The sequence below is a fragment of the Lentilactobacillus dabitei genome (genome assembly GCF_019061365.1).
Classification (GTDB): Bacteria; Bacillota; Bacilli; order Lactobacillales; family Lactobacillaceae; genus Lentilactobacillus; species Lentilactobacillus dabitei.
Window position 1 is genome coordinate 14,493 of the sequence record NZ_JAHPPD010000032.1, and the last position, 14,133, is coordinate 28,625.

Sequence of the window (14,133 nt, forward strand, 5' to 3'; positions counted from 1 at the left end):
CCTCCAGGCAGAGATCTGCGCGTAAGCACCCCAAACAAAAATTCCCAAAACTGGAATTTCTGTTTGAGGAGCCTTACACTCCGATCTCTAACCGCCTGGATTCGCTCACTTAAAATTTTGTGCTAACAAATTAAAAAAGTGATTGATTTATGCGTACAAATAATTTATAATAATTCATGTAAGCGATAACAGTAACTCAATTAATTGCTTATGTTGGCACAATTTGTTTGTTATAAATGCCTGGATGCTTGTGTTCAGACAGTAAAAAATATTTCATTACGAGGAGAGAAAACATTATGTTACAAGTTCCTGATTATGAATTTTGGTTCGTTACTGGTAGTCAACATCTTTACGGTGAAGAACAATTAAAGTCCGTTGAAAAAGATGCTAAGGACATGGTTGACAAGTTGAACGCCTCAGGCAAGTTGCCTTACCCAATCGTCTTCAAATTGGTTGCAACGACTGCTGACAGCATCACTAAGTTAATGAAAGATGTCAACTACAACGACAAGGTTGCCGGTGTGATTACTTGGATGCATACTTTCTCACCAGCAAAGAACTGGATCCGTGGTACTAAGTTACTTCAAAAGCCTTTACTTCACTTAGCAACTCAATACCTTGATCACATTCCATATGACACGATCGACTTTGATTACATGAACTTGAACCAAAGTGCTCATGGTGACCGTGAATACGGCTTTATCAATGCTCGTCTTCGTAAGAACAACAAGATCGTTTACGGCTGGTGGGGTGATCCAGAAGTCCAAGACGAAATTGCTGATTGGGAAGACGTTGCAGTTGCTTACAACGAAAGCTTTAACATCAAGGTTGCCCGTTTTGGTGACAACATGAGAAACGTTGCCGTTACTGAAGGTGACAAGGTTGAAGCCCAAATTCAATTTGGCTGGACCGTTGATTACTACGCACTTGGTGACTTGGTACAATCAGTTAACGCCGTTTCTGAAGACGATATTGACAAGAAGTACAAAGAATTACAAGACAAGTACGAATTTGTTCAAGGCGACAATGACAAAGACAAGTACGAACATTCAGTTCGTTACCAGATCCGTGAATACTTCGGTATCAAGAACTTCCTTGACAAAGGTAACTACTCAGCATTCACAACCAACTTCGAAGACCTTTATGGTTTGGAACAATTACCAGGCCTTGCAGCTCAATTGTTGATGGCTGAAGGTTATGGCTTCGGTGCTGAAGGTGACTGGAAGACAGCTGCTTTGGATCGCTTGACTAAGATCATGACCCACAATGAAGGAACTGCATTCATGGAAGACTACACCCTTGAATTACAAAAGGGTAAGGAAGCCATCCTTGGATCACATATGCTTGAAGTTGACCCAAGTATCGCCAGCGACAAGCCTCGTGTTGAAGTTCACCCATTGGATATCGGTGGCAAAGCTGATCCAGCACGTTTGGTATTTACTGGCCGTGAAGGTGACGCAATGGATGTTACCATCTCTGACTTCGGTAACGAATACAGAATGATTGGTTACGCCGTTGATGGGCACAAAGCTCCAAAGCCAACTCCAAATCTTCCAGTTGCCAAACAAATGTGGACACCAAAGATGGGCTTGAAGAATGGTGCTACTCAATGGATCCATGATGGTGGTGGACACCACACTGTTTTGACATTCAACGCAACTGAAACTCAATTCCAAGACTTAGCAACAATGTTCAACTTGACGTTTAACGACATCAAGTAGAGTGCGGAACCAAGCGGGAATAACCGGAGCATAAGTGTCTTGATCTGAAAATCCTGATTTTGGATTTACAGATCAAGTGCTTATGTGCAGGTTATTGCTTGGTGGAGCACATTTCCGCTATGTCGCTTCAAGCAACACTTCAAACAAGGAACCATCCATATAAAACCTACGAAATGAGGTCGAGACAAGTCAATTTTGCCTCGACCTTGTTTCTGTACATAGCCTTAAACTTAACTGGAGGATAACGATGACTTTAACTGAAAAAGAAAAAATGATTGCTGGTCAAAGGTATGTGAACAATGACCCTGAGCTTGCCAAGGATCGGCGCCGCACCCGAAAATTAGTAAATGAATTTAACGATACGATGAAAACGGATCCTGATGCCGGTTCAGATATCATTAAGAAAATTTTTAAACAGACCGGGAAAAAAGTAGATATTCAGGCACCTTTCCAGTGCGACTATGGTTACAGCGTTGAAGTTGGCGAGAATTTCTTTGCCAATTATGGTTGTACGTTTATTGATGTTGGCAAGATTAAATTTGGTGATAACTGCTTGTTGGGACCGAATGTTCAAATTTACACCGTCGACCACGCGTTTGATGTTGCCGAGCGCAATCGCGGTGTCGAAATTCCGGGGCCAGTGACGATTGGTGACAATCTATGGGCAGGTGGTAGTGCAATTATCACCCCTGGGGTCACGTTAGGCAATAATGTTATAATTGCCGCAGGTGCCGTTGTCACGAAATCATTTGGTGACAACGTCCTAATCGGTGGGAATCCTGCCAGAATCATTAAAAAACTAAAGTAACATTGGAGGAATTTGATGGATACGAAAAAAATCGATGCAAGAGTTAAATTAGCCGATGGTCACACGATGCCTAATCAAGGCCTCGGGGTCTACAAAATGACTGAGGAACGGGAATTGATTGACTCAGTGAAGATCGCCTATGATGCCGGCTATCGCTTGTTTGATACCGCTCAAATGTATGGCAATGAAGCCGCTGTTGGAAAAGCAATCAAAGAGTTAGACGTTGCTCGGGACGAGATTTTTGTAACCACTAAGGTCGCTGAAGCTAATCAAGGATACGACAAAGTGATGGCCTCTGTCGAAGAATCGCTCAAGAAACTACAGTTGGATTACGTTGATCTTCTGTTAGTCCACTGGCCAATTCACCAACATTTCTTTGAAACCTGGAGGGCCTTTGAAGCTTTGAAAGAACAAGGGTTAACTAAATCAATTGGAACCAGTAATTATGGTATGGTTCATCTGGAATATTTGGCAACCAAGGCAAATGAAATGCCGGTTTTGAACCAGCTGGAAGTGCACCCCTACTTATCTCAAGAGGCAATGACTGACTTTGATCGTGAAAACCACATTGTGACTCAAGCCTGGGCACCACTTGGCCGGGGCAGAATTTTTGCCAATCCCGTTATTTTGAAAATTGCCAAACATCACGGTAAGTCAGCCGCTCAAATCATTTTGCGCTGGCACTTGCAACGGGGTGATTCGTTTATTCCCAAGTCCGTTCATCCAGATCGGATTAAACAAAATGCGGATATCTATGATTTTGAAATGACTGATGAAGAAATGGACTGGATCAATGCATTAAATAAAAACACGCGAATCAGTCAGGAACCAGAAATGGTTTATGAGATTGGTCATCAATATCCCCATCATTAATGGATGACTGAAGTCGGTAACTTAAAAGGTGATCACTGGGAATCCCGGTGAGCGCTTTTTTTAAGATGCTTTAAGTGATTAATGTTGCCTGATTAGATATACTTAAGTTGTGGACAAAATCTAAAGGAATGGGATGATCTTTTTGGCAAAGGTTACTGCATACATGGTGCGACATGGACAAACTTATTTGAATTTGTATAACAAGATTCAGGGATGGATCGATTCGCCGTTAACGGACAAGGGTGTTCGCGATGCAGAGGGTGCTGGTGAGAGACTCTCGAAGATTAATTTTGCGGCTTCTTTTTCCAGTGATTCAGGACGGGCAATCGATACCGCCAAAATTATTTTGCGGAAGAATCCACATAACATGAACATCGTCAGTTATCAGTATCCTGAGCTTAGAGAACAATTCCACGGTTACTTTGAAGGTAACGACGCCAACCAAATGTGGCAGTTTGTGGGTGCCCAAGTCAAAACAACCAGTGAAAAAGAAGTCTTAAAAGACTTTGGTTTGGAACGGGCGCGGGACCTCATTCATCACGCTGATCTTTATAACCAAGCTGAGAACAATGACATGTTTTGGAAACGCCTGAACCGGGGTTTTGACAAAATTCGAGAGAATACCCATGACGGTCAACAAATATTAATTGTTTCTCATGGAATTACAATTCGTTCGATTGTTGATCGCTATGCCCCACAGTTGGATTTAGGCCGGCCAACCGATAACGGGAGTGTCACTAAGTTGATTATCTCTGACGATGATATTCAAGTTGAATACTTTAATAATCTCGGCGAGGTATAGGATTGTTAAACGTCGCCGGATATGATATATTTGTTTGATAGTGCGACGAGACTCGGGGCAACCTGGAAGCCTAACAAAGCAGTCAATGATGAACGCTCTTGTTCGTTGTTGGCTGCTTTGATTTATGCAGGCTGTCGCCAAGCAGGCGAAGTTTATTTTTTAGGCAAGAAACAGTGAGGTAAATCAATGATTACAATTTCAGACATGGGATTACAAATCTCAGGTAAAAAACTATACGATAACGTTAACTTAAAGTTCACGCCAGGTAATTGCTATGGCGTCATTGGAGCCAATGGTGCCGGCAAATCCACCTTCTTAAGATTATTGGAAGGTGAACTGACACCGTCAACCGGCGAGATTCATATTGATAAAAACGAACGAATTTCCAGCTTGAGCCAGGATCATTACGGCTTTGAAGACCAGACCGTCCTCCAAACTGTCATTCAGGGTTATCAACATTTGGCTGACATCATGGCTGAGAAGGATGCTTTATACGCCAAACCGGATTTTTCCGATGAAGATGGCATCAAGGCGGCCAATTTGGAAGCCGAGTTCGCTGAAATGGACGGCTGGAATGCTGAAGCCGATGCCTCGCAATTATTGCAGTCATTGGAGATTCCTGAAGACCTTCACCAACAGCTGATGAGTGAACTAACGGAAGGCCAAAAAGTGAAAGTATTGCTGGCCCGGTCTTTATTTGGCGAACCCGATATTTTATTGCTGGATGAGCCCACCAACGGGCTTGATGTATACACAATTGAATGGTTGGAAAACTTCCTGGCTGACTATCCAAACATTACGATTATTGTTTCTCATGACCGCCATTTCTTGAATCAGACTTGTACAATGATGTGCGATGTTGATTTTGGTGAGATCAAAATGTATGTGGGTAACTATGACTTCTGGCTGCAATCCAGTCAGCTCGCTGCCAAAATGCGGGCAGATTCCAATGCCAAAAAGGAAGACAAGATCAAGGAGCTTCAGGCATTCGTCGCCCGGTTTAGCGCCAATGCTTCCAAATCAAAGCAGGCAACTTCGCGAAAGAAGCAGCTTGATAAGATCTCCCTGGATGACATTAAGCCATCGTCTCGGAAATACCCATTTATTCACTTTGAGCAGGAGCGTCAGTTGGGCAATGATCTTCTACGAGTGGATAAAGTCTCCAAAACAATTGACGGGGTCACAATTCTTGATAACGTCACCTTTACTTTGCGCCCTGGCGACAAGACTGCTTTGGTGAGCCGAAATGATTTGGCATCAACGACTTTAATGCAGATCTTAGCAGGCACAATGAAACCAGATATCGGTGAAATCACCTGGGGCCAAACAGTGGAAATGACGTCGATTCCAAAGGATTTCTCGTCGGAGTTCAATGACAACAAGTTGCGGATCATTGATTGGTTACGCCAATATGCCCAAAAAGGCAGTGATGATGATGCGTTCTTGCGGGGCTTCCTGGGTCGGATGTTGTTCTCAGGCGATGACGTGAACAAAGAAGTGAGTGTCTTATCTGGAGGCGAAAAAGTCCGGTGCATGCTGTCAAAGATGATGCTGCAAAAGGGTAATACGCTCTTATTAGATGATCCAACCAATCACTTGGATTTGGAATCAATTACCTCGTTGAATGAGGGATTGGTTGCTTTCCCGGGGTCGATTATCTTTACATCCCATGATCATGAGTTTATCCAAACGATTGCCAACCATATTATCGAAGTTTCCAACAACGGGATTATCGATAAGGCTGACACGACCTATGACGAATTTATCAACCATCCTGATGTTCAAAAGAAATTGAGCGATATGTACGATTAGCCACCCGAAACACTTCCAAAAAGGACGATCAGTTTCAGTTGAATAATAGCGCGGAGTCAAAATATCCCCAGCCAAGCCAAATTCCCCTTATAATTCTGATAACAGCGTTACTTCAGGATTGCTTAAGGGGGATTTTTAATGTCACAGGAATTAGGGACTAACGATTTAGGCACTTATGACTACGTTGCCCGCGTCTATAACCAAAATATGCGGTTGACGGACTATCGGTTACCAGAGTCAGTGAAAGATGGGACGCCGGTTTTATTTGATACCAACCAAATTAAACTGACGATGCAGATTAATCACCAACGGGTTGAAAAAATCATCATTGAGACACCCGAGCCCCAGTCATCAACGTATATGCAGGTGTTTGAAGGGCTTGAATTTGGCCTTGATGCGCTAGGAACCTGGATCAACACGTACCACCGGTCGACATCTCAACACGGACCGGCCGCTGACGTGGTGAATGGGATTTTGGCCAGTTATAATACGACTCCAGACGACGTTCTGACGGTTAGTTTGACTCGAGCAAAGTAATTGGCTGACCTTCTTTCAAACTAGCTATAAGGTTCATTTAGAGATTGGAGTCAGCCGTTTGTCGCAAGTTTTATCAATATAAGAATGAAAAGCCAATAGTCTAATCCCTCCTTTTGATCGGAGTGGAGCTATTGGTTTTTTTGGTTCCAAATAACATCATAAAACGACTTTTTGAGAGGCTTGTGGCGATTAATCAGACTAATTGTTGACAAAAGGAGCAGAGATCAGTATTATGTATATGAAATCATATTATATATAAAATAGTATTGCAGAGGTGACAATATGGCTATTCAGATGAGTTCGGAGCTATTAGACGGTTGTGTCCTGGGCCTCTTAGTCCATGATGATTACTATGGCTATGCCCTTACTCAAAAAATTCAGGAATCCATTTCGGTTTCCGAATCGACGATGTATCCGGTCCTTCGGCGGCTGAAGAAGAACGATTTATTAACAACGTATGATCAGCCTTATCAGGGGCGAAATCGGCGGTACTATAAAATTACGGCAGAAGGAAAGCGGCAGTTAAGCGTGATTCAACAAGAATGGCAAGACTTTAAAGTTGGGGTAGATAAAATGTTGGGAGATGAAACGGATGGATGATTATATAACCGAATTAACGGCTTTGTTGGGGCAACTGGATCCCGATGAACGCAATGAAGTGGTTGATTTCTATACCGAATATTTGCAGGATGGGAACTTCACCACCTACAACGATTGTGTTCGTGAATTGGGGACACCCCGGCAGCTAACCAGAAAAATTCTAGCTGACTATTCGATCAAGAATTTGGATGCTGGCAGTAGCGCTCAGTCGCGAACGGCCAAACCCAAAGAAGATATGAAGACAGTTTGGCTGATTATCCTGGCTGTTTTATCTACGCCGGTTACAATCCCATTGGCGCTTGGATTAGCAGGGCTGTCGATTGGGGTTTTCGCGGCAGCGTTCGGCATCATCCTTGGGCTCCTTGGTTTGATTTTTGGGGTCGTCGTCGGTGGGCTGGCCAGCTTAGTTATCGGCATCAGCATCTTGGCGAGCGACATTTGGTTGGGCGTTCTCTACACTGGCATCGGCATTGCGTTTGTTGGTCTGATTATCCTGTTGACACCAGCATTTTTAGCCGCCTTTAACGGTGTGGTTCGGGGGGTCACAACTTTTTCTCGCTGGGCGTATCAGAAGATTGTGCCAAAGAATCAGGCTGAGAAGCACGGAAGGAGACGACAAAAATGAAGAAGTCAATTGTGATTGGTTCGGCATTAACCATCATTGGTGTCATCATGGTGGCAGTTGCCCTCGGCCATACAGGCTTCAAGCCAATTGTTTGGGCCAATGGATTTAAGGTTGATGACGAGCAGGGAACAGCAATTAAAATGAAAACAAAACAGCTGGACCGTTCATTTGACCAATTGAATTTTACAACTGATAGTGAAGTCGTGGTTCAACCGGGAAACGTGAAGCGGCCGACAATTGAATATCCGAAATTTAACATAGTTACTCAGACGGGAACCGCAATTACAATTAAGGGTAAGCAGCAACATCGCACCCGAATCATGGGTCTCAGTATTAACAGTTATCAGAATAATGGCGGAACGATAACAATTACTCTGCCGAAGCATACCCAATTAGCCCGGATTGATGGGCATAATGACAACGAAGTCTCATTGACCAACGTCGCTGTCAATCAGCTTCAATTGGCTGGAGATGCGGAAATTAATTTGGAAAACGTGACTGCCAAAGCCGCTCTTGATTTAAAGAACACTGATGATACTAACTTAAAGAATGTCACGGCCCCCGGAATCACTCAAAGCAGTGACGGTGGCGATCTTACCTATCAAAATACAGATTTTGCAAATGGAACGGCGACCGTATCCACAGACGGCGGGGATGTTTCGTTTACAGCTACTAAGTTGAAAGATGCCGTGATTAATACGGATGGCGGCGATGTTGTTTTGAATAATAATCGGGTCAACAGTTCGCTGACTGCCAGCACGGACGGCGGGGATATTGATGCGACGATTCCTAACCGCAAGCAGGTGCAGGTAAGTGCCAGCGCGGACGGTGGCGATGTATCCCTATTTGGTCAATCAGGTAATCATTCTTGGCAAATTGCCCAGAATAATCGACCACTTTACCGATTAACTTCTGATGGTGGGGATGTCACAGTCCGATAAAAATCCTAGCAAGGAATATTAGCCGGTAAGTCTGGTCGAATAATTTAAAGTAAAAAGGGATCAATTAATTGTTGTTAGCAGGTGCCAACACAATCGAGTGGTCCCTTTTTGTGTCCGCATATTTGGATTCGTTGCTGACAATCAGATAACCATACTGGGAAATAAAAATACTAAAATAGTCATAATATCTTCTTAGCTTCTTCTTTTTATTATAAGATTTTACCTATGATAGACATAAAGTGTATCAGGGATGAAAATATGAATCTTTAGAGGAGAAGAAAACTATGAATTGTTATAATAGCAAAATCAAAAGAGGGATCTTAGTTGGATTATTTTCAGCAGCGGTATTGTTGAGTGGGGCAGGGGTAACTGGTTCGCTAAGCCAAGTGAGCGCTGATTCGAGTACCTCGTCGCCAAGCGTAGAAATGCCAAAAGAAGGCAGCCAGATTGGGGCGTCTGCGGTTAGGACACAAGATGATGTGAAGAGTGGTACAGCAAATGTTAACGGCGAATCCTATAGCACATTGACCGAGGCAGTTAGTAAAGCTACCGATGGTAATACAATTACTATTAGCGGAAGAATGTCAGACAAAAACACAATTGGGATTACAAAGAAAGTAAACATTAAAGGTACTAGTGGAGCAACGATTGCTGCTGGGCTTCAATTTAATAATGGGGCAGCGGGTAGCACAATTTCAGGAATTCACTTTGATAATACAGGTGAGACAGCTAAACAAATCCAACTTTGGATTGCCTGTGAAAATGTTTCAGTATCAAACAATACGTTCGAACTTAACCCTGGGAACGCTAATGGACAATATAACTCTGTCTGGTTAACGGGCAATGCTGATAACATAAGAATTTCTGGCAACAAATTTACTATTTATAGCCCAACAAACGGTCGTTCTTGGACGGGAATCAATATTGTTGGCAATGTTAAGCATAAATTGGATAACATTGAAATTACTAATAATGAACTTACGTGTCCCGGTGGAACCTCAGAGTCGGGAAACCGAAACTTGATCGTGGCAATCGGTAATGTACCGGTTGGGACAACTGCATACGGTGTTGGTTCGCTAAAAATTGAAAACAATAAAGTGAACGATTATACGACAACAAGAAGTATCAGTAATGTTCACGCGATCATTGCGGGGAATGTTGAAAACCTTCAAATTGCAAATAATAAGCTTGACGGGTATGTTGGGCTAAGAACAACGAATTATCAAGGTGGTCAAAGCCCACTTGGATCAGTTTCATTTACCAAAAATGTGGTGGATGCAACACATGGAGTTATGTTTGGCAAGAATGCGTTACCGGGAAATGGCATAGAAATTAGTGATAATACAGTTGGTCCTAATACTGACCTAATCAAGCCAGGTGCGGATGCCGCCTCTATCATTTTCAAATTTAGCGATGGGATAACCAAAGATGACATTCGGGTGATTCCAAAAGGAACGAACGTAATTTCCGTCCCTAGCGCTCAGCGAAAAGGCTATCAATTTGGTGGCTGGTACAATGAGAGTGGTCAAAAGGTGGCAGTTAACGGTAATCAATTAAATCTTAGCCAATTTAAAAACTCCAAAGCCGAAGAAGGCATCGACGAAGTCCTTACCGCCAGCTGGATTCCCGGAATGACGGTACCACCGATCACAAATTCTCCTGAAGTGACCGCACCAACCACTTCAACCACGCCGACGACATCAACGTCGCCAAATACTGAAACGGAAAAACCAACGACTTCGAAGAATCCGGTTCCCCGTCGTGCCATTAAGATGGGAGGATATCTCTATCTGACTAAGGGGACATCCCTATACCGAAGTGCGGACTTCAGTAATGGCAATCGTTTGAGCAAGTTTACCAAACAATCCCGGACAAAACGACCAGTATTCAAAGTTCTTGCTCACGCCTTCTCTAAGGCTGGAAACTTCCGCTACAAGGTGGTTGATCAGAATCAGGGTAGTAAAACATACAAGAAGACTGGCTACGTTACTGGTGCCAGTGGCTACTCCAGCAACCTCTATTACACGACGATGCCACAATCAAAACGAATTCAAGTCATTAATGCTAAGGGGATTTATCAATACAAAAACGCTAATTTGACCAACCGTCGCGATCGCATTGCAAAAGGCAAAACGTTGCGAATCAAAAAGGTCACAACTGGTAACGCAACTCGGTACCAATTGGCGAACGGAAATTACATTTCTGCCAACAAGCAATTGGTGATTTGGAAGTAATCAACCAGCTACTGCAAATACGTGTTCTAACGATGTGATGAACGTAGTCAAGAAGATAAGTGCATTAAGTAGCTAGAAGGATTGACTAATCTAAAAGATAACAATGGCTGTAAACAAAAATTCCTACCAGCACAGATAATGGTAGGAATTTTTTCATATATCCTGAAAACGCCAAAAAAATCCCGAAGGACAAAATGAATTGCCTCCAGGATTTTTAGTTTGTGTTGATCTAAATTAATTCAAACCAGAAACTTCGGCAAATTTCTTAGCAGTTCGAACCATATTGCTGACGAAGCCGTACTCGTTATCAAACCAGGTTGCGGTCTTGACCACTTGGAAATCGCCATTTGAGGTGACTTCCGTCAAAGTTGGATCATAAACGGCCCCGTGGGTGTCACCGATGATATCTGAAGAAACGATTTCGTCGTCGTTCCAGCCAAATGCTGGGTTGTTGTCAGTGTGTGGTTTGATGGCATCGTTAACTTGATCGGCGGTGACTTTGGTCTTAAGAACGGAAACCAATTCACAAACTGAGCCATCAACAACGGCAACTCGTTGAGCGTGACCCTGTAAGTGACCTTCAAGTTCTGGAATGACTAAACCGATCGCTTTGGCAGCCCCAGTTGAATGAGGGATGGTGTTAGCAGAAGCGGTTCGGTTAGGACGGAACTTCTTGCCTTTAGGCCCGTCAAGAATCATTTGGGAACTGGTAAATGCGTGAATTGCTGTCATGGTGCCAACTTCCAAGCCAAATTCTTTATTGAGGAAGTAAGCCATTGGAGCTAACGCATTCGTGGTGCAAGAACCAGCCGAGATGATTTGATCGTCTGCGGTTAAGGTGTCGTCGTTAACATTATAAACGATTGTCTTCATTGGCCCGGCGGGTGCTGAGATCAAAACTTTCTTAACCCCGGCATCCAAATGAGCTTGTGATTTTTCTTTTGAAGTATAGAAGCCAGTACATTCAAGAACTAAATCTACCCCGTTATCCTTAACCCAAGGAATTTGGCTGGCGTCTTTTTCTGCGTAAACCCGGTATTTCTTGCCATCGACAACTAATGAATCATCCGTCGAAGAAATGTCGTAAGGCAGAGTACCATGAGTTGAATCATATTTGAATAAATATGCTAGCATTGACGGACTGGTTAAATCGTTGATTGCAACGACTTCCAAGTCCGGATCGTTGATTTCTAAAATACGGCGTAAAATTAAGCGACCAATTCGTCCAAAACCATTAATTCCAACTTTTACCATAATTGAAGTCCCCCTTTAAAACAGTGAGCGGAGCAAAGCGGTTAAAAGCTGGAGCCTAAGTTGTCTCGACCAGAAATCCCGGTTTTGGATTTTGGGTCGAGATAGCTTAGGTGCAAGCTTTTGCTTTGCATAGCTGTCCTAAAACCAGTGAGCGGAGTAAAGCGTTTAGAAGTCGGAGTGTAAGTCTCCTCGGAGAGAAATTCCTGATTTTGGGATTTTTCTCCGAGGTGCTTACGTGCAGACTTCTGCTTTACGCAGCTATCCTAAACCTAAGTAGCAGTCAATGCAGCTATTTACTGATACTAAATAACCAAATTCAGATTAACTGGTTTCGAGCAGAAATTCGATCAAAAAGCCTTGTACACAATGGAAAGATTGGAATTAATTGTTATGATGGTTGTGTTAATTGGTTTGGGCGGATTGATGTTGTCGCTGAATTCTAAAGTTGATAATAGTGGCGATGAGAGCGGCAGCGCTCAAGAGGGTTGCGAGTAAGAAATCGTAACGGCCACCAGTGAACGAACGGGCAGCTAAATTGCCAGTGCCACTATTTTGACTAATTGCCATGACCGCTGCCATGATCCCAACACCAATGGAACCGGCAAATTGTTGCAGCATGCTGAAGAAGGAATTGACGTCGGCCGTATATTGTTTGGGAACGTTTAGCATCGCGTTGGAAATTGTGTTCGAAAAGCCCATGTTGAAGCCAAATCGGAGGAACGAATAAACCAACAGAATGATCCAGGCTGATAGCAAGCCTTGGATACCATAGAAAATGCCACCACCTAAAGTCATTGAGATCAAACCGATGATAATTGGTAACGCGTAACCTTTGATATCAGCAAGGTGGCCAGCATACGGAGAAACGGCGGCACCAACTAATGATCCTGGTAATAAAACTAAGCCGGCGATAAATGGTGACGCATGCAGAACATATTGGCAGTAAACTGGGATTAGAAATGAAATGCCGATATTCACAAATTGCAAAACAAAATAGGTGAAGGCCGATAGGGATGTTGATAGCCATTTTAAAATCTTAATATCCAATAGTTGAGAGGATCCGTGGGTGTCTGAATAGATGAATAGCCCCAGCGCAATCAAGCCGATTAGAAATGGCATCACGACAGCGGAACTAAAGACTGGGTACTTACCGGCCTTGCTGACTGCGAAGACCATCGAAAATAGGGTGGTAGCCAACAATGCCAGACTTAAGATATCAAAAGAACCAGTGCCAACTGGATCAATTCGAATGTAGTGGGAACCGAGCCACCAACTAATCACGATGATGGGCAGAATTAGCCAAAAGATCATTCGCCACGACATGGTTGAAGAAATAGTTCCGCCACAGGTTGGCCCTAATGCTGGAGCCAATGAAATGACCATCCCGGCTAACCCAGTCATTGAACCAATTCGTCCGGCCGGGATTTTGTTGAAAATGATATGGAACATCAGTGGGGTGGATAAGCCGGTGGCGATTGCTTGAATGAGTCGACCGGTTAGTAGCATTGAAAAGGTTGGTGATGTGGCACACATGACGTCACCGATCACAAAGGCAATTGCCGCAAATAGGTGGATCCTTTGTGATTTGAATTTTTTCAACAGATAAGCTGTGGTGGCCATGACGATGGTGACCATCAACAGATAACCAGTGGTGATCCACTGAACCGTATCCAAGGAAACGTTGAAAATTCTGGTGAGTTCAGGAAAAGTCACGTTCATCGATGTTTCGGTGAGAATTCCCGTAAATGAGAGTAGAGCGGCTGCTAGTAAAGCCAGGGTTGTTTGTCGGCTAATTTTTTCATTATTGGTTGTCATGATTTCATCTCTTCTTTATTCAAGATTGTTTTTAATGAAAGGATTCGCAGAAATCTCCTGGTTTTAACCAGGTAGATGAATGCACAAACTAATACCGAAAGGTGTTATCAG

At 43.3% G+C, this 14,133-nt stretch carries 12 protein-coding genes; 10 read left to right on the forward strand and 2 right to left on the reverse strand.

The window, feature by feature from the left end; translation table 11 throughout:
* Nucleotides 1-296: 296 nt before the first annotated feature.
* From araA to KTE19_RS06515, 10 genes are all read left to right on the forward strand, one after another.
* A complete protein-coding gene (araA, locus tag KTE19_RS06470; protein ID WP_217164683.1) occupies nucleotides 297-1,721 on the forward strand; it encodes an L-arabinose isomerase in 1,425 nt (474 codons plus the stop codon).
* A gap of 247 nt (nucleotides 1,722-1,968) precedes the next feature.
* Entirely contained in the window at nucleotides 1,969-2,529 is a 561-nt protein-coding gene (locus KTE19_RS06475) for a sugar O-acetyltransferase (RefSeq protein ID WP_217164685.1), read from the forward strand.
* Nucleotides 2,530-2,544: 15 nt separating this feature from the next.
* A complete protein-coding gene (locus KTE19_RS06480; protein WP_217341893.1) occupies nucleotides 2,545-3,402 on the forward strand; it encodes an aldo/keto reductase in 858 nt (285 codons plus the stop codon).
* Nucleotides 3,403-3,544: 142 nt separating this feature from the next.
* On the forward strand, nucleotides 3,545-4,204 hold the full coding sequence (locus KTE19_RS06485; RefSeq protein ID WP_217164689.1) for a histidine phosphatase family protein: 660 nt from the start codon (nucleotides 3,545-3,547) through the stop codon (nucleotides 4,202-4,204).
* 186 nt (nucleotides 4,205-4,390) lie between these two features.
* Entirely contained in the window at nucleotides 4,391-6,016 is a 1,626-nt protein-coding gene (locus KTE19_RS06490) for an ABC-F family ATP-binding cassette domain-containing protein (protein WP_217341894.1), read from the forward strand.
* A 138-nt stretch (nucleotides 6,017-6,154) separates the two neighbouring features.
* The gene (locus KTE19_RS06495) at nucleotides 6,155-6,553 is read left to right on the forward strand and encodes a hypothetical protein (protein ID WP_217164693.1); all 399 of its coding nucleotides are present in this window, start codon (nucleotides 6,155-6,157) and stop codon (nucleotides 6,551-6,553) included.
* A 282-nt stretch (nucleotides 6,554-6,835) separates the two neighbouring features.
* Nucleotides 6,836-7,153 carry a PadR family transcriptional regulator gene (locus KTE19_RS06500; protein ID WP_217164695.1) on the forward strand — a complete coding sequence of 106 codons (318 nt, stop codon included), beginning with the start codon at nucleotides 6,836-6,838 and terminating at the stop codon, nucleotides 7,151-7,153.
* On the forward strand, nucleotides 7,146-7,778 hold the full coding sequence (locus tag KTE19_RS06505; RefSeq protein ID WP_217164697.1) for a DUF1700 domain-containing protein: 633 nt from the start codon (nucleotides 7,146-7,148) through the stop codon (nucleotides 7,776-7,778). Before KTE19_RS06500 ends, KTE19_RS06505 begins: the two co-directional genes overlap by 8 nt.
* Nucleotides 7,775-8,719, forward strand: coding sequence for a DUF4097 family beta strand repeat-containing protein (locus KTE19_RS06510; RefSeq protein WP_217164698.1), 945 nt, complete (start codon nucleotides 7,775-7,777; stop codon nucleotides 8,717-8,719). Before KTE19_RS06505 ends, KTE19_RS06510 begins: the two co-directional genes overlap by 4 nt.
* Before the next feature lie 284 nt (nucleotides 8,720-9,003).
* Nucleotides 9,004-10,953 (forward strand): DUF5776 domain-containing protein, encoded by a 1,950-nt coding sequence (locus KTE19_RS06515; protein ID WP_217341895.1) that lies wholly within the window; start codon nucleotides 9,004-9,006, stop codon nucleotides 10,951-10,953.
* Between the two features lie 234 nt (nucleotides 10,954-11,187).
* Here the strand turns inward: KTE19_RS06515 and gap are convergent, their stop codons facing one another.
* Together gap and KTE19_RS06525 are read right to left on the reverse strand one after the other, a co-directional pair.
* Complete coding sequence (gap, locus tag KTE19_RS06520) at nucleotides 11,188-12,210, reverse strand: type I glyceraldehyde-3-phosphate dehydrogenase (protein ID WP_054747048.1); 1,023 nt, start codon at nucleotides 12,208-12,210, stop codon at nucleotides 11,188-11,190.
* Nucleotides 12,211-12,609: 399 nt separating this feature from the next.
* Nucleotides 12,610-14,022: an MFS transporter gene (locus KTE19_RS06525; RefSeq protein WP_217341896.1), complete on the reverse strand. Its 1,413-nt coding sequence runs from the start codon at nucleotides 14,020-14,022 to the stop codon at nucleotides 12,610-12,612.
* Nucleotides 14,023-14,133: the final 111 nt, after the last annotated feature.

Bases quoted from the DNA above. Each gene is read 5' to 3' on its own strand.
- araA (WP_217164683.1), top strand. From the start codon at position 297: ATGTTACAAGTTCCTGATTATGAATTTTGGTTCGTTACTGGTAGTCAA.
- KTE19_RS06475 (WP_217164685.1), top strand. From the start codon at position 1,969: ATGACTTTAACTGAAAAAGAAAAAATGATTGCTGGTCAAAGGTATGTG.
- KTE19_RS06480 (WP_217341893.1), top strand. From the start codon at position 2,545: ATGGATACGAAAAAAATCGATGCAAGAGTTAAATTAGCCGATGGTCAC.
- KTE19_RS06490 (WP_217341894.1), top strand. From the start codon at position 4,391: ATGATTACAATTTCAGACATGGGATTACAAATCTCAGGTAAAAAACTA.
- KTE19_RS06495 (WP_217164693.1), top strand. From the start codon at position 6,155: ATGTCACAGGAATTAGGGACTAACGATTTAGGCACTTATGACTACGTT.
- KTE19_RS06500 (WP_217164695.1), top strand. From the start codon at position 6,836: ATGGCTATTCAGATGAGTTCGGAGCTATTAGACGGTTGTGTCCTGGGC.
- KTE19_RS06505 (WP_217164697.1), top strand. From the start codon at position 7,146: ATGGATGATTATATAACCGAATTAACGGCTTTGTTGGGGCAACTGGAT.
- KTE19_RS06510 (WP_217164698.1), top strand. From the start codon at position 7,775: ATGAAGAAGTCAATTGTGATTGGTTCGGCATTAACCATCATTGGTGTC.
- KTE19_RS06515 (WP_217341895.1), top strand. From the start codon at position 9,004: ATGAATTGTTATAATAGCAAAATCAAAAGAGGGATCTTAGTTGGATTA.
- KTE19_RS06525 (WP_217341896.1), bottom strand. From the start codon at position 14,022: ATGACAACCAATAATGAAAAAATTAGCCGACAAACAACCCTGGCTTTA.